Genomic DNA, 13,474 nt, shown 5'->3' with positions numbered 1-13,474 from the left:
ATGGCCGCAGTCATTGCACAAGTGCCGGATCCCATCACCGGGGAACCGGCAGAAATCCGCAAAGATGCCCGGGGGCAACTGTATATATCAGGACCGCTCGGGGTGTACAAATTCCAGAGTATCCGCGGGCAACAATACATGACCGATTTACTCCGGAAATTTTCCGGGGGAGCCGCGAACGACGGCGGTTCCCAAGACCCGACACCTCCGGCGCTGCGTTCCACGGAAGAACGGGCCAAAGAACTCTGGTCCATCTGGAAACATCCCAAAAAACAGGAGCCAACAAAATGATGAACCAAGTGGACACCAGTGAAGAAACGGTGAACCGAGACTGGGATCGCATCGAAGCCGAGTATAAATTGAAGCCTGAGCCGACCCCCGAACCTGCCAAAAAAGCAGAACCGGCCGCCGATGCCCAAATACCAGACACGGAACAGCCGAGCATGGACGATGCGATGAACAGTATGCCGCTGGAACTGCGTAAACAATTAACGCAGGGCGTGATTGCCAATGGCTCGCAGGCCGTATTCGAAAAATTCGGCAAACTCAAGTTACCGCAGGAAGTCTTTGATAATCTCGGCAGCAGCTATGCTGATTTGATGTTGAAATACTTCCCGAAAATCAAAATATTCGCATGGCTGGATAAATACAAAGTTGAAATTGGAGCCGCAACCGCAACGTGGGGCTTGTATATGGCTGTCAAAGAAGCACGTAAAGCACAGACCGTGAATACGGCCAAACCGGCGGCAAACGATGACCAGACAGAGGACAAAGCCGCATGAGTAATATACTTCGCAAAGATGGCAGTATGGCATTATTTTTAGGAATTACCCGCTCAGGGAAATCCGTACCGGTGAAACGTATTTCCGAAAAATGGAGCCGGGTACTGGTTTATGATCCAAAAGGCGAATATCACACCCAGCTCGGCTATGAGCAGGCTAACAGTCGCCGCGAGTTATTCGGCATGCTTAAGGCTGCAACCGGTCCGGCGAAAATTAACTATCCCGGAGTTTCAAAGGGAGATTTTTTGTTCTTTTGCGATTGTGCGTTTAACTGGATCCGACAAAAAGAAGCGATGATTATCTGTGAAGAGCTGGCCAGCGTGACTAATGCAGGGAAAGCGGATGGACCGTGGAACCGGCTGATTAATCAAAGTATGGCGTTTGGTCCTTTGATTGTTGGGACGGTGCAGCGTGGGCAAGAGGTGGATAAATCACTCATGAACAGTGCCAGCTTTGTACATGTCGCTCAGCATGGCACTGATGACGATGCTTATTACATCGCTAAAAAATTAGGTGTTGATATGAGTGAAATTCCCCGTGAGCCGCTCCAGTTTTTACAGTGGACCGGAAGCCGGGGCATCGTTGTACGGGGGCATGTGGATTTTAAAGGGGCAAAAAGTAAACTCTGGGACACGGGGACGCCGCGCTTTGTACGTGCCAATAATGGAAAGCCGATGAAATTCAATCAAACAGGGCGGTTTGATGGAGTCGCATATAATTGATTTTGCCAAATATAGGGATTATTGTTATCCCTAATTATTGATTAATAAGAGTATATCAGTGACTGATTTATATCATTATACATCGTTGAAGGCACTTTTCGGGATAATAGAATCAGGGGTGATACACCTTGGTCAGTCAGAAATGATGAATGATCCCGAAGAGTACTCTTATGGTGGCCGTTTATTAAAAGAATATGTAAAAGAAAATCATATTGATTTGTATAGAGAATTTAAAAAAGATTTAGGGTTATATAGCTTAGAATATGATGGGGCATACTTGTTATCTTTAACTTCATTAGAAGATGATGTTTCTCAGTGGAGACAATATGGTGACAATGGATATGGAATATCTATTAAATTTAATTCAAGTATAAGTAATAATTTCACGTCATTGTTAGTAAATAAAAAAGGATATCAAGGAAATGCACCTGAATTATTTTATTCTGATTATGGCCCGTGCATTTATGATAGAAAGGAACAAATAAAAATTATAAAAGATAGACTTAATAACATGGAGCCTTTAATTGAAAATAAGGCCTTTATATTTTCAGAATTTGATTTATATTCTAGAATTTTTTTTAAACAAGAAGCATATAAAGGAGAGTCTGAATATAGAATTTTCGTTTCAAGATTCCCAACTTCACCCATTGAATTTAATAACCAAATTTCAGATGTTTCATATAAAATGGGATATTATGGTATTACTGAGTACGTATCATTACCTATCTTTAAGCAAGAAAAAATTCTAATAGATGAAATCTGTATAGGACCAAAAGTAAATAGAGAGAATATTTTAAATATAAAAAAAATGATCTATAAATCACATCATATAGATGTGAATGTCAAACCTTCTTTAACTAAGATGCGATAATTTTATTCTAAATTCCTTGACAGTTTCCAAAAACGCTTTGCTAGGTTAGCGCCTTCATAGCGTTTTTTTATACCTGAAACCGACAAGGAACCTTCATGGATTACAAATCGTTAGCCGTTATCGTCGGCATCACTGCTGTTGTGGCTTTCGGCACCCTCTACGCCGTCAATCATATCGACGCCCTTAAAAAACTGATTGAAGACTAAGGAGCGACATCATGCCACAGACCAACAATACCCCGCTGTTTGACCCAAAAACTCACGAACTTAACCCGTTTAACGGGGTGGGTTACGGCTCAAAAGCCAACCTGCAACTGACCAGCGGCCCGGTGTATCAGGAAATTGAGCTCAAATCGAATGCCGTTCCTCGTATCCGCCGGATTTCATTAACCCTGAACGGGGAAGAAATCATTAACATTACCCCGGCACAGATTTACGCACTGGATAAGCTGCGCAAAATCTACACCGAGCCAAACCGGTTGGTTTTACCGTTTGCGGACTTTTCATTGCGGACAAAAACCGGGATTACTGAATGTGCTCTGGTGACCACCGCACAAGACATCGTCTATCTGTATGTCGAATTTGATGGCAAACAGGACGGTGACCCGGCTCAGTTGACGCTCACCTCACGTGCCAAACTGACCGACGCTCAGCCGGTGCGCTACTTTTTACCCCGGTTAAAAACCGATACATGGGACCATCCAACCGGCGGCCAGTTGTCGCACGAATACAAACAGCGTAGCCAGTTTTTGTTCATTCGCCGTATGCTGCTGAGCTGCGAAAAAGACGACATTACCCGTCTGGAAATCATTCGTGACAACAAAATCGAATATCAACTGGACCGGGACGATAACGCCTTCGATTTAGCCCGTCTGGGATTAGAAGCCCCGGACGGATTCTTCCCGGTGGACTTTCTGGAATACGGTTTCGGGGCGGATGGCAAGCTTTCCACAGCGGCCGCTAATTCACTGGATTTCAAGCTGACAAAAACCACGGCGGGTCCGATCACGGTATTACAACAGTTAGTTGAAATTGTGAATTTACCGGCATAAGGGGGCCTTATGGCAAATACTCAGAAAGCGACCAAGGCGGCCGCAGATGACAGCGGCGAATCCATCTGGGGCAAAGTGGCAGACTCATTTACCAATATTGCCAATACCGCCGCCAATGCTTACGCGACCAGTGCCGGTTTAAAGAATAACCCGAATGCGGGCAATTCTGCGAATCCGGCCAGTTATCCGACCAACACGGCGGCTCAGCAGCCGAACGGAACCCCGATTATCAGCAGCAACGCCACCACCACGTATTTGATGTGGGGAGCGATTGCGTTGTTTGTCATTGTTATTCTCGTTGTTCTGGTGAAGGTACTTTGATATGCCACTTATTCCACTTCTATTGATGTTTGGAGCGGGCGGGGCAACCGGTCTTTTCGGGGGCCTGTTTGCCAGTGATGCCGCAACGTCTTTATCTCATGTATTGGGATGGTTGCTGGTACTGGCTGCGATCGGGGTTTTCATCTATCTGAGGTTTTTACATGGCTAATCCTCTTTCAGGTCTGAAATCACTGACCAACTCCGGCACGATGGGCGGTGCTTCCGGTCCGGCGACCACCGGCGCCCTTTACGGCGGCGGGGCCCGGACGGAAGGCATTACCTTCGGTAGCCGGGGCCTGTCCGGGTGGTGGTTAATTGCGGCAGCCCTGATTGTGGTACTGGGCTACTGGCTCTATCGTCGGATAGGGGGTTGAGATGGGATTATTTGGGGGCTCAAGCCACAGTTCTAGTAACAGCACTCAGAACACTACCACCTATAACCTCGCTTCTGATGGCGACAATAACGGGGTGATGGTCGGGGGAACCAGCAACACGGTGACCCTGACGGACCATGATGCGGTGGCCCAGTCGATGAAACTGGCACAGGCGGCGATGGACAGCGCCGAGGAATCGGCAGACAACGTGATGAATTACGGACAGTCGGCACTGAATACGGTGCAGGGGGGATTCAACAGTAATTTGCAATCCCTTGAAACCATTCAGGCCCGACAGACCAACACCAACGCGCAGCAGTTAAATTTACTCAAATCGCTGGCACAGTCTCAGAGCAGCGGTGGCGGTTCCGACTTGTTAGCCACCGTCAAAGAAATGATGCTGTTTTTCGGGGTACTGGTTGCCGTTGTGATTATTTTTGTGGCATGGAGGATGAGCTGATGCGTATTTATAAAACCTTACAGCCGAATGAACGCACTGAATTTAATGCGCAGGGGCAATTCATTTACCTGAATACTGCCAGTGCTGCGATTGAAGTGCAGGTTAACGGGCAATTGCCGGTGACATTAGCGCAATATGACCAATTGCAGACCGATGCGATCCATTCGTTAGTGGTGGTAAATACCAGCAATCAACTGAACCCGATAGTGCTGGAAATCGGATTCGGGGCGTTCGTGCCATCCAATAGCGGTCATCAGGTGATTGTCGGCAATTGGCCGGCACAAATGAAGGTTGAGCAAACCAAACCGCTTCAGATTGATAACTGGCCAGATTCTTACCGCGTCACCGTTAACAACTGGAAAGCGGTGCAATCTGTGAAGCAATCCGGCGACTGGCTATTGACCCAGCCAAGCGCGATGAACAGTGAAGAAATCACCATCGCTGGCAGTGCTGGGAGCCTCGCCGCGAATGCTAAACGGAGCAAAGTGATCATCAAAGCTGCCGCCAGTAACAGCGGGGCTGTGACCATTGGCAAGTACCCGCTAGATAAGGGCGAAGTGATCACATTAAGTACCACCGCACAAATCGATGTAACCGGCACTGACGGCGACATACTTTATATCATTGAGGACGTTTACGCATGACCCAGCGTCAATTTGTAACATTACCGACCGGCTCAAGCCGGAACAAAATCGAAGCACTGGCCGATTATCTGGATGCGCTGATGATTGCGAATCCCACTATTATTTTGCCGGGCCAGTCAGCACCTGTCACCGTGGATAAGCAGCTTCAATTACCGCCTAACTCAGATGGGGGGCCTGACTTTTCAGTCGTCAATACGCCGTACGGCTCAACCACAGAACAGTATCCGCTGACAGGCCAGGCTTCTTTTAATAGCCGGTTAGACAAGATGAGTGACAGTGCTATCGAGTTTACAACCCAGATAGGCTATGAAATCAAGAACGGCGGATTTAATGGGCTAACACCGCCTTATCCGGTGCAAACCACAACCATCGACGCCCTGAAATCATCTATTCAATCGCAGGCGAGCTCAGATACCTATGCCGGTGATTTAGACAACTACAGCGCGTCAGGGGTTATTACGCTGAAGTTCCCGGATGCGACCACTGCACCAACCATTATTGATGCACAAATGAGCGTCATGCCGGTCATGAGCTAATGAAAGCACTGGTATTTTTAGGACTACTCATTATGACAACTGCTGTTTTATATAAAACGCTCCCGCGCGGGGTGCGCAACAACAACCCGCTGAATATCCGACGCGGTGAAGACTGGGACGGGCTCGCACCGGTGCAAACCGATGATGATTATTGCGTGTTCATTAATCCGCTCTACGGCTTTAGAGCTGCCGCCCGGATTATCAAAGGGGCGTACTACCAGCGCGGGATTGTGACGTTACAACAAGTGATTACTGCGTGGGCCCCCCAGAACGACAACAACCCAACGCGCCGCTATATCGAATTTGTCGCGGATAAAGCACAAATCAGCCCCGCAGACCGGGCGATTGACTATTTGCCGCGTGTCCTTTGGGCCATGGCGCAATTTGAGAACGGCGCGGACTATTACGGGCTGGCTATGGTCCGGCAGGGGGTGAAATTAGCATGATTTTTCAATTAATCCTTTCGGTACTGAGTGGTGTGATAACACTCGTATTCGGAAAAGTATTAGGCATTGTATAGGACATACCGACATGAAATTAAAACCCAGTGAACTTTTGAATCAATGGTCTACATGGCGTGGGATCGCATTGACTTTAGCCAGTGCATTAGGTGCGCCCGCGGCGCTGGTTGCTGCGGGCGGGCATCTATTATCTGCGATTCCGGCGGTTGCCACAGCGGCGATTGGCCTTTATGACACCTTCCGTGATGAAAACAAAGAAGGGAAGGCCGCAGCCAAAGAGCAGGGCGCTGACACCCCCAAAATAGGGGCTAAAAAATAATGAATGGGACCATCGGCTTTGACCCGGATAAACCATTTAAGCTGATTATTGATGTCGGCCAGCGGTTGATTATTCTGGCGGTTATCGGAGCCATTGCCGTACTTCTGCTAACCAAAGTGATTAAGGGATAGCACATGGATGAGGTATTAAAAGCACTCACTGCAATGGGCTTCACACCACAAGATATTTTAATGATGGCACTGTTTTTAGCAAACTGGCGCTTAAATACCAAAATGGACAAACGGGTCTTACGGTTGGAAGTTCTCAATAATTTAATCAATAAGGATTAATCAAACGATGGTAACTAAGAAAGATGCAACTTATCAGAGTGGCAAAAATAAAGGAAAATTGAAACCCGGTTATCGTTACGGTAAAAATGGGCGTATCATTGAAGCTAAGAAAGCAGCGCATAAATCAACTAAAAAACGGAAACCCAGCGCATCAACGCTATTTCAGCGCAAAGCTAAAAGCACTAAACGCAAATTATTCAAGCTGTTCAAATAAAGGCCCCGAGGGGCCTTTATTTATTTCCGTTTCCAGAGTTTCCCGCCTTTAATTACTGTGAAATGTTCTCGTTTCTCTGCTGCTTCATGTGCTGCTTTCTGTTCGTGTTTTTCTTTTTCTTCAAGCCGGTTCCATCGTTCCTTAAGCATAATATACCAGCGGACATCTTCGGGCCTGAAACCTTCACGAAATCCCGGAATATAAAGCAAGTCAACGGGCGGCTGTTTGGGATTTGTTCCGTTGAGCTTACGGATTTTACAACCGGCCCAGTCACCAGTCGTTGGTAAATAGCCCCGATGCATGATAAGCATGAGTCTTAGCGGCATAGTCGGCCAATGTCCAGATTTTCGCCAGCGATGAAGTGTTGACGGATTCACACCGAAATACTGGGCGGCTTCATCCATCGTTTCAAATAGATCTCTTAGCATCCGCTCGGTGACGTCTTGCATAAGGCCACCATAGTTAGCTTTGACCATTTCACGAAAAACGTTATAACGTTTAGCTCCGGGAATATATTTTTTGCTCCGTTTAGGCATTTCTTAACCTCTATGAAATGTGATTCAGATCACAAAATAAGTGAAATTATCACTGACTTTTGCGAGGCCTGATTTTGAGGTTTTCTTAGCTGATTCAGCCTAAGTGATTCAAAAATATAGACTATAAATTGTAATTTCGCATAATGTATATTATGTTAAATACTATACATTGTTCTACCTGCTGGCTAACGTATTTAACCATAACTAAAATTTAACATAAAATAGGTTATTACTATTTCCATATCTTTCTATTTTATCCAATTCGATTGGATTTATATCATGATATTGCAAATAGTAATAACCACCTAGAAAAGAGATTTTTCCTTTAAAGATATTAAATGAGCCAAACTAAGAGAATTGTTTCGAGCATGATGGCGAGATGTGACTAAGATATTGAGTTTTTTTAAAATAAAATCCTATGATGTTTGATGTGGAATATTCTGTTTGAAGAGCTAAAAGGATACCAGTACTATATTCGTATACTAAATTGAATCCTCTACTATTATTCTGATCAATGTTTTAACTTTGCTTCGTACACTATCTATAATGATGGGTATGAGTTAGGCCGTTTTTGGCATCTAAGCTGAGTTGCTCAGGTAATATGCATTGTCTATTGATTTCTCTTGCGTGTCAGAGGTGATAAGGAATATATATGAAGCAAAACAGCCAACAGTCTCAGGGTCTATTGTTGTTTAAATTAACTGAGCGGCAAACATTTGCACTAGGAACTCTCAAGGTCAGAGAAATTGTTCCGTATCAACCGTTGACTGCTATCCCCCATTCTCATCGTACTGTGATAGGTTCTACACCGATTCGGGGAAAGACAATCCCGGTCATAGATATGGCTGCTGCGGTTGGTTATAGGGCTATTCAGCCAGATGAATTTGAGCGTTGTTTTATCATTGTCACGGATTGTCAGCGTCAGCTTGTCGGATTTATGGTGCGTAAAGTTGATCGGATTATGGAGTGTAATTGGCGAGAAATCACTCCTGCTCCAGCGACTGTAGGAAAAGGAGCTTATGTTCTTGGGGTTACTCATTTTGAAGAACAAATGATCCAGCTTTTAGATATAGAAATGTTGCTTTCTCATATTTTTCCAACGACTGAAGATCACCTTCATGCCAATATTGATGCAAAAGAGCGAGCGACGTTACGAAATCATCGTATTTTGGTCGTGGATGATTCTTCTGTTGCCCGTAAACAGTTAAGTGAAGCTTTGGATTATGTAAGTGTTCCTTTTGATGTATTCACTGATGGTGCTCATGCATTACAGGCCATGATTGAGTCCGCAGACACTGAAGATCGATTTGATATCTTAGTCAGTGATATTGAGATGCCTGGCTTAGATGGTTATGAGTTAGCATTTGAGGTTCGGAGTAATCCCAAAATTGCGAATACATATATTATTCTTCATACTTCTTTATCCAGTGAAATTAGTGTTGATCGAGCACATCAAGTAGGTGCGAATGAAGCGCTTACTAAATTTGAAGCGGCAGAGTTAGTCCATAGTATGCTTCGAGGCGCTATTCAGGTCGAATCCGGAAGTGTTGAACCTGGTGTTGAGAGCAAACGTGTTTGAATCAGTTTTTTCTTGAAAAATATCGTGTGAGCTTCTTCTGGAGTTGTCTTATTTTAATCTGGTATTTTACGAAATAAAAAATGGCTACAACTGTAGCCATTTTTTATTCATTTTATGTAAGGTTTGTTTAAATTCTAAATATCACTATCAAGTTGTTTGATATATTTCTGATATTCTTGCATGACTTGAGCACTTGGAGCTGGTGTGATTAATGAGACAACCACGGCTGCAATCGTTGCAAATATAAATCCGGGAACAATTTCATACAGATCGAAAATTCCGCCAGTTAATTGCTTCCATATCACGACTGTAATTCCGCCAACGACGACCCCAGCTAAAGCGCCTCGGTGATTCATTCGTGGCCAGAATAAAGAAAGTAAAATAACGGGGCCAAATGCAGCACCGAAGCCAGCCCACGCATAAGAAACTAGTCCTAGCACTGAACTCTCAGGATCCATTGCTAACGCCATTGCGGTAAGTGATAACACAATCACCCCAATTCGCCCTACGGTCACAATCTCATCAGAACTTGCTTGAGGGCGAATCCATTTTTTATAGATATCTTCAGCTAATGCAGAAGAAGAAACTAATAATTGAGAATCAGCTGTACTCATAATGGCTGCTAGGACAGCTGCAAGTAAAATTCCGGCAACCACAGGGTGAAATAAAACGTTGACCAGTACCATGAAGATGGTTTCTCCATCGGTTAACTTCCCTCCCCGGCTAGACATTACGAATAGTATTCCAGCTAGTCCGACCAGCAATGCGCCGGCCATTGAAATTCCTGTCCAAGTGACGGCGATCCGACGAGCAATTGCGATATCTTTATTGCTTCGTGTTGCTTTGAATCGAGCTAAAATGTGGGGCTGACCAAAGTATCCCATTCCCCAGGCAACGAGTGAAATAATAGCGATTGCTGATAAAGGCTGGCCTTTGACATCCGTAAATAAATTTAATAGTTCCGGATTAATTGAACGGAGTCCACCGGTTAGGCTGTTATATCCATCCAGCTGAATCGCAACCATTGGAACGATGATGAGTGCTGCTGCCATGAGTAGTCCTTGGACTAAATCTGTCCAAGACACGGCTAAAAATCCGCCAAATAAGGTGTAACTAACAATACAAATGGTCCCTGCTACAACGGCCCATTTATAGTTTAATCCAAATACTGTGTGGAATAATTTACCACCGGCAACTAAACCGGAGCTGGTATAGAAAAGGAAGAATAATAAAATAAAACATGCAGAAATTGATTGTAATAATCTACCCGGATCCTGAAAACGGTTGGCAAAAAATTCGGGAATTGTTAGAGAGTCTTTCGCTACGATACTGTAGGTTCGTAGTCTTTTAGCACATATTAACCAGTTTAAATATGTGCCAATCAGTAAGCCGGCCGCAAGCCAAATTGCTTCAACTCCCGAAGCATAGGCGTAACCGGGTAATCCAAGTAAAAGCCACCCACTCATATCAGATGCACCGGCAGACAAAGCAGCAGGCCAAGGACCTAACGATCGCCCTCCCAGAAAGTAATCTGATGAGTTTTTAGTTCGTAAATATGCATAATATCCAATAATCAGCATCGCGATTAAATAAACTATGAAAGTTATGCTGATTGCCATTGTTGATCGATCCACCTAGAAGTTCCTTCTTATGATTGGAATCTGCCCCCTACCTTTAATCCAATCCGTGTAACGCATAGCCCTGATGAATGTGAAACACAAAAAGTGAAGTTGATAGAAAACAAAATTGTACCAGTTTTTCTATTAGTATTAAAATATTCAATGGAGTTCAACTACTATTTTTATAGTGAGTTTTTTGTAGTTTATTGAGATATACTTAGTTGTTAAATGAATTTAATTCGCAATGGATCAAGGATGAAAGCAACTGCTGTTTAAAACAGCGTAATGAACAAACAATAAGCAGTTGATCGCAAGAGTTCAAAAAATTGCTTGCACCATTGAAACGCTGCCGATAAGATACGCCTCGCTTTCATAGCAGTACGACCGTAGCTCAGTTGGTTAGAGCATCACCTTGACATGGTGGGGGTCGGTGGTTCGAGTCCACTCGGTCGTACCAATAAGTCAGCACGACTGTAGCTCAGTTGGTTAGAGCATCACCTTGACATGGTGGGGGTCGGTGGTTCGAGTCCACTCAGTCGTACCATTTTGTATACATTATATTCTACTTCATTCTCACTGAAATAACGCGCATTATATTTCTTATATTACTAGTTAAATCAATAGTCTAAATAGCTGGGAATCCCCTTGTTTGACTCGTATAATACTCAGATTATATCTTTATTATAATATGACTAATAATTGTTAGGTTTTTGCTGAGCTTTACGTCAGGCGATCATATGAGAAAAAAGAAAGTCACGATGAAAGATATTGCAGTGTTAGCTGGAGTATCTCAACCAACAGTTTCAATTATTTTAAATAACTCTGATCGTGTTCGTATTGCTGAAGAAACTCGACAACGAGTATTGAATGCTGCCCAGCAACTTGGTTATGTAACACGTAAGCCTACGTTACATTCTCGACTGCATCATCGTATCGCTTTTGTCGTCAATAGTATTAATATGCATGATCCTTTTTTAAATGCGGTTGTGGCAGCCAGAGAACAGGCTTGGCAATATAATCATGTCCTAGTGGTATTTGATTATGAAGAGCAATCTGATATTCAACAATCATTGATCGATGAGCTAAGTACAGGCGATTATTGTGCATTAATTTATGCGCGTAATATGTTAGAAGCGGTTGATTGCTTTGACCTTCCCTTTCCTCTTCCTACTGTTATGCTTAATTGTTACAGCAAAGATCCCGAGACGAAAATTCCAGCTATATTGCCAGCGGATTTGGCGGGGGGATTTAATATCACGAATCATTTAATTTCACAGGGATATAAGCGTATCGCATATCTTGGCGGTGAACCTTGGGCCGAACCTTCACAACAAAGACTGGAAGGATATAAGCAGGCGTTATTACAGGCTGATTATATTCCTCGGGAAGAATTAATTGGATATGGGAATTGGTCGGTCCAACAGAGTTATTTACAAACACAGCGCTTTTTAGCCCTTAGTGCTCCACCGGATGCAATCTTCTGCGCCAGTGATTTAATGGCTGTTGGGTGTTATCAGGCCATCGCTAATGCCGGATTGTCTATTCCTGAAGATGTTGCTATCGCGGGCTATGATAATCAGTTATTAGCCAGTGAATTGACGCCCGATTTAACATCAATAGATCTACCCTATGATGATATGGCTAGGCTTGCGGTGAACCGGTTATTAGATAAACGTTCATCGTCTGTAGAAATCTTGACCCAACGAATTGAAGGAGAAGTGACGATTCGTCACTCCACAATACGTTAGGTCTGGGCTATTAACAAGCTTGTCCCAATGATAGAAGCCCAGCTTGATCATACTGGATCTGCTGCACTCGAGTATGCCGATTCGGGTCCCATAGAGGATCGCCTTGAATATCTGTATAATTTCGTGCGTGATAAATAAGTAAATCACACCCATTTTCATCGACAACAAAGCTATTGTGTCCGGGACCAAAAATTTTGCGTTCATTGCAAGTTGTAAAAATGGGCTGATTAGTTTTATGCCAAGATCCGGGAATAAGTAAATCAGCATTTTCGTCAGCCCACAACATCCCCAGACAATAGTTTTCATCCGTTGCACTGGCTGAATAAGTTAAAATCACTTTATGATTTCGAATTAATATGGCGGGCCCTTCATTAACTGAAAAGCCGTTTTTTTCCCAATCATATTCAGGATAGCTTAGCATGACTGGCTTAGAAGCCAATTGTGTCGGCGAGCTAAGCAATGCAATGTATAAATTAGAGTTTCCTTCGATGAGAGGATCCTTCTGTGCCCATATATAGTAATGCTTCTCATGATGATAGAAATGAGTGGCATCAAGACAAAAACTATCGAGCTGAGAATCGACCTGCCCTAAAAATTCCCAGGGATCTTTCATTGGATCGTGGCCACTACAGCCGATAGCATACATTCGGTGCTGAAATAGACCATTTATAATCTCCCGATTGGGGGCGGCAGCAAAATAAATAATCCATTGTCCAAATAAATAGTGAAGTTCCGGAGCCCAAATTAGGGAACTATATTTCCCTTGTTCTGGTGGATACCAGACATCTACCGTTTGACACTCAGAAAGTGCTTGAATTGTTTTGGCTCGTCGTAATTCAATTCGATTATATTCAGGAACAGAAGCTGTAAAGTAGTAATAGCCATCAGGTCCTTTACTCATATGGGGATCGGCTCGTTGTAAAATGAGTGGATTAATATACGACATA

Annotated in this window: 21 protein-coding genes and 2 tRNA genes; 20 read left to right on the top strand and 3 right to left on the bottom strand. The window is 43.9% G+C overall.

Annotated elements, in window-relative coordinates; all coding sequences use genetic code 11:
• The 16 genes from ABUE20_RS07300 to ABUE20_RS07225 all read left to right on the top strand — a co-directional run bounded on the left by ABUE20_RS07300 (position 1) and on the right by ABUE20_RS07225 (position 7,045).
• Complete coding sequence (locus ABUE20_RS07300; protein ID WP_408619219.1) at positions 1 to 291, top strand: hypothetical protein; 291 nt, start codon at positions 1 to 3, stop codon at positions 289 to 291.
• Positions 288 to 782 carry a hypothetical protein gene (locus ABUE20_RS07295; protein ID WP_408619218.1) on the top strand — a complete coding sequence of 165 codons (495 nt, stop codon included), beginning with the start codon at positions 288 to 290 and terminating at the stop codon, positions 780 to 782. The genes ABUE20_RS07300 and ABUE20_RS07295 overlap by 4 nt, the downstream gene beginning before the upstream one ends.
• Positions 779 to 1,504, top strand: a complete 726-nt coding sequence (locus tag ABUE20_RS07290) for a hypothetical protein (RefSeq protein ID WP_408619217.1) — start codon at positions 779 to 781, stop codon at positions 1,502 to 1,504. The genes ABUE20_RS07295 and ABUE20_RS07290 overlap by 4 nt, the downstream gene beginning before the upstream one ends.
• 58 nt (positions 1,505 to 1,562) lie before the next feature.
• Positions 1,563 to 2,375, top strand: a complete 813-nt coding sequence (locus tag ABUE20_RS07285; protein ID WP_408619216.1) for a DUF2971 domain-containing protein — start codon at positions 1,563 to 1,565, stop codon at positions 2,373 to 2,375.
• A gap of 217 nt (positions 2,376 to 2,592) precedes the next feature.
• The gene (locus ABUE20_RS07280) at positions 2,593 to 3,426 is read left to right on the top strand and encodes a major capsid protein P2 (protein WP_408619215.1); all 834 of its coding nucleotides are present in this window, start codon (positions 2,593 to 2,595) and stop codon (positions 3,424 to 3,426) included.
• A 9-nt stretch (positions 3,427 to 3,435) separates the two neighbouring features.
• Entirely contained in the window at positions 3,436 to 3,747 is a 312-nt protein-coding gene (locus tag ABUE20_RS07275; RefSeq protein WP_408619214.1) for a hypothetical protein, read from the top strand.
• A gap of 1 nt (position 3,748) precedes the next feature.
• Entirely contained in the window at positions 3,749 to 3,916 is a 168-nt protein-coding gene (locus tag ABUE20_RS07270) for a hypothetical protein (RefSeq protein WP_408619213.1), read from the top strand.
• Positions 3,909 to 4,121 carry a hypothetical protein gene (locus ABUE20_RS07265; protein ID WP_408619212.1) on the top strand — a complete coding sequence of 71 codons (213 nt, stop codon included), beginning with the start codon at positions 3,909 to 3,911 and terminating at the stop codon, positions 4,119 to 4,121. Before ABUE20_RS07270 ends, ABUE20_RS07265 begins: the two co-directional genes overlap by 8 nt.
• Before the next feature lies 1 nt (position 4,122).
• Positions 4,123 to 4,581 carry a hypothetical protein gene (locus ABUE20_RS07260; protein WP_408619211.1) on the top strand — a complete coding sequence of 153 codons (459 nt, stop codon included), beginning with the start codon at positions 4,123 to 4,125 and terminating at the stop codon, positions 4,579 to 4,581.
• The gene (locus tag ABUE20_RS07255; RefSeq protein ID WP_408619210.1) at positions 4,581 to 5,225 is read left to right on the top strand and encodes a hypothetical protein; all 645 of its coding nucleotides are present in this window, start codon (positions 4,581 to 4,583) and stop codon (positions 5,223 to 5,225) included. Before ABUE20_RS07260 ends, ABUE20_RS07255 begins: the two co-directional genes overlap by 1 nt.
• A complete protein-coding gene (locus ABUE20_RS07250) occupies positions 5,222 to 5,761 on the top strand; it encodes a hypothetical protein (protein WP_408619209.1) in 540 nt (179 codons plus the stop codon). The genes ABUE20_RS07255 and ABUE20_RS07250 overlap by 4 nt, the downstream gene beginning before the upstream one ends.
• Positions 5,761 to 6,207: a structural protein P5 gene (locus ABUE20_RS07245; protein ID WP_408619208.1), complete on the top strand. Its 447-nt coding sequence runs from the start codon at positions 5,761 to 5,763 to the stop codon at positions 6,205 to 6,207. Before ABUE20_RS07250 ends, ABUE20_RS07245 begins: the two co-directional genes overlap by 1 nt.
• A gap of 85 nt (positions 6,208 to 6,292) precedes the next feature.
• On the top strand, positions 6,293 to 6,541 hold the full coding sequence (locus tag ABUE20_RS07240; RefSeq protein ID WP_408619207.1) for a hypothetical protein: 249 nt from the start codon (positions 6,293 to 6,295) through the stop codon (positions 6,539 to 6,541).
• Complete coding sequence (locus ABUE20_RS07235; RefSeq protein ID WP_408619206.1) at positions 6,541 to 6,672, top strand: hypothetical protein; 132 nt, start codon at positions 6,541 to 6,543, stop codon at positions 6,670 to 6,672. Before ABUE20_RS07240 ends, ABUE20_RS07235 begins: the two co-directional genes overlap by 1 nt.
• Before the next feature lie 3 nt (positions 6,673 to 6,675).
• Entirely contained in the window at positions 6,676 to 6,831 is a 156-nt protein-coding gene (locus tag ABUE20_RS07230; protein ID WP_408619205.1) for a hypothetical protein, read from the top strand.
• A gap of 7 nt (positions 6,832 to 6,838) precedes the next feature.
• On the top strand, positions 6,839 to 7,045 hold the full coding sequence (locus ABUE20_RS07225) for a hypothetical protein (protein ID WP_408619204.1): 207 nt from the start codon (positions 6,839 to 6,841) through the stop codon (positions 7,043 to 7,045).
• Between the two features lie 20 nt (positions 7,046 to 7,065).
• On the opposite strand, the gene ABUE20_RS07220 is transcribed toward ABUE20_RS07225, so the two are convergent.
• Positions 7,066 to 7,581: a helix-turn-helix transcriptional regulator gene (locus tag ABUE20_RS07220; protein ID WP_408619203.1), complete on the bottom strand. Its 516-nt coding sequence runs from the start codon at positions 7,579 to 7,581 to the stop codon at positions 7,066 to 7,068.
• A gap of 652 nt (positions 7,582 to 8,233) precedes the next feature.
• Here ABUE20_RS07220 and ABUE20_RS07215 point away from each other — a divergent pair.
• Positions 8,234 to 9,160 carry a chemotaxis protein gene (locus ABUE20_RS07215; protein WP_408619202.1) on the top strand — a complete coding sequence of 309 codons (927 nt, stop codon included), beginning with the start codon at positions 8,234 to 8,236 and terminating at the stop codon, positions 9,158 to 9,160.
• Between the two features lie 134 nt (positions 9,161 to 9,294).
• Here ABUE20_RS07215 and putP read toward each other — a convergent pair whose 3' ends face one another.
• Entirely contained in the window at positions 9,295 to 10,779 is a 1,485-nt protein-coding gene (gene putP / locus ABUE20_RS07210) for a sodium/proline symporter PutP (protein ID WP_408619324.1), read from the bottom strand.
• A 380-nt stretch (positions 10,780 to 11,159) separates the two neighbouring features.
• Here putP and ABUE20_RS07205 point away from each other — a divergent pair.
• The 3 genes from ABUE20_RS07205 (at position 11,160) to ABUE20_RS07195 (ending at position 12,527) form a co-directional block, all read left to right on the top strand.
• A tRNA-Val gene (locus ABUE20_RS07205) sits at positions 11,160 to 11,236 on the top strand.
• A gap of 10 nt (positions 11,237 to 11,246) precedes the next feature.
• Positions 11,247 to 11,323, top strand: a tRNA-Val gene (locus tag ABUE20_RS07200).
• Positions 11,324 to 11,516: 193 nt separating this feature from the next.
• Positions 11,517 to 12,527 (top strand): LacI family DNA-binding transcriptional regulator, encoded by a 1,011-nt coding sequence (locus tag ABUE20_RS07195; RefSeq protein ID WP_408619201.1) that lies wholly within the window; start codon positions 11,517 to 11,519, stop codon positions 12,525 to 12,527.
• Between the two features lie 10 nt (positions 12,528 to 12,537).
• On the opposite strand, the gene ABUE20_RS07190 is transcribed toward ABUE20_RS07195, so the two are convergent.
• The gene (locus ABUE20_RS07190) at positions 12,538 to 13,473 is read right to left on the bottom strand and encodes a family 43 glycosylhydrolase (RefSeq protein ID WP_408619200.1); all 936 of its coding nucleotides are present in this window, start codon (positions 13,471 to 13,473) and stop codon (positions 12,538 to 12,540) included.
• Between the last annotated feature and the right edge of the window lies 1 nt (position 13,474).

This window comes from Celerinatantimonas marina (assembly GCF_046054165.1).
Taxonomy (GTDB): domain Bacteria; phylum Pseudomonadota; class Gammaproteobacteria; order Enterobacterales; family Celerinatantimonadaceae; genus Celerinatantimonas.
The sequence above is the reverse complement of the archived record's forward strand: the minus strand, read 5'-3'. Positions and strand labels throughout refer to the sequence as shown.

Excerpts from the sequence above, each read along its gene's own strand:
- ABUE20_RS07195 (WP_408619201.1), top strand. The coding sequence starts at position 11,517 with ATGAGAAAAAAGAAAGTCACGATGAAAGATATTGCAGTGTTAGCTGGA.
- ABUE20_RS07280 (WP_408619215.1), top strand. The coding sequence starts at position 2,593 with ATGCCACAGACCAACAATACCCCGCTGTTTGACCCAAAAACTCACGAA.
- ABUE20_RS07245 (WP_408619208.1), top strand. The coding sequence starts at position 5,761 with ATGAAAGCACTGGTATTTTTAGGACTACTCATTATGACAACTGCTGTT.
- ABUE20_RS07240 (WP_408619207.1), top strand. The coding sequence starts at position 6,293 with ATGAAATTAAAACCCAGTGAACTTTTGAATCAATGGTCTACATGGCGT.
- ABUE20_RS07225 (WP_408619204.1), top strand. The coding sequence starts at position 6,839 with ATGGTAACTAAGAAAGATGCAACTTATCAGAGTGGCAAAAATAAAGGA.
- ABUE20_RS07270 (WP_408619213.1), top strand. The coding sequence starts at position 3,749 with ATGCCACTTATTCCACTTCTATTGATGTTTGGAGCGGGCGGGGCAACC.
- ABUE20_RS07290 (WP_408619217.1), top strand. The coding sequence starts at position 779 with ATGAGTAATATACTTCGCAAAGATGGCAGTATGGCATTATTTTTAGGA.
- ABUE20_RS07275 (WP_408619214.1), top strand. The coding sequence starts at position 3,436 with ATGGCAAATACTCAGAAAGCGACCAAGGCGGCCGCAGATGACAGCGGC.
- ABUE20_RS07230 (WP_408619205.1), top strand. The coding sequence starts at position 6,676 with ATGGATGAGGTATTAAAAGCACTCACTGCAATGGGCTTCACACCACAA.
- ABUE20_RS07220 (WP_408619203.1), bottom strand. The coding sequence starts at position 7,581 with ATGCCTAAACGGAGCAAAAAATATATTCCCGGAGCTAAACGTTATAAC.
- ABUE20_RS07190 (WP_408619200.1), bottom strand. The coding sequence starts at position 13,473 with ATGTCGTATATTAATCCACTCATTTTACAACGAGCCGATCCCCATATG.
- ABUE20_RS07255 (WP_408619210.1), top strand. The coding sequence starts at position 4,581 with ATGCGTATTTATAAAACCTTACAGCCGAATGAACGCACTGAATTTAAT.
- ABUE20_RS07265 (WP_408619212.1), top strand. The coding sequence starts at position 3,909 with ATGGCTAATCCTCTTTCAGGTCTGAAATCACTGACCAACTCCGGCACG.
- ABUE20_RS07235 (WP_408619206.1), top strand. The coding sequence starts at position 6,541 with ATGAATGGGACCATCGGCTTTGACCCGGATAAACCATTTAAGCTGATT.
- ABUE20_RS07295 (WP_408619218.1), top strand. The coding sequence starts at position 288 with ATGATGAACCAAGTGGACACCAGTGAAGAAACGGTGAACCGAGACTGG.
- ABUE20_RS07300 (WP_408619219.1), top strand. The coding sequence starts at position 1 with ATGGCCGCAGTCATTGCACAAGTGCCGGATCCCATCACCGGGGAACCG.
- putP (WP_408619324.1), bottom strand. The coding sequence starts at position 10,779 with ATGGCAATCAGCATAACTTTCATAGTTTATTTAATCGCGATGCTGATT.
- ABUE20_RS07215 (WP_408619202.1), top strand. The coding sequence starts at position 8,234 with ATGAAGCAAAACAGCCAACAGTCTCAGGGTCTATTGTTGTTTAAATTA.
- ABUE20_RS07250 (WP_408619209.1), top strand. The coding sequence starts at position 5,222 with ATGACCCAGCGTCAATTTGTAACATTACCGACCGGCTCAAGCCGGAAC.
- ABUE20_RS07260 (WP_408619211.1), top strand. The coding sequence starts at position 4,123 with ATGGGATTATTTGGGGGCTCAAGCCACAGTTCTAGTAACAGCACTCAG.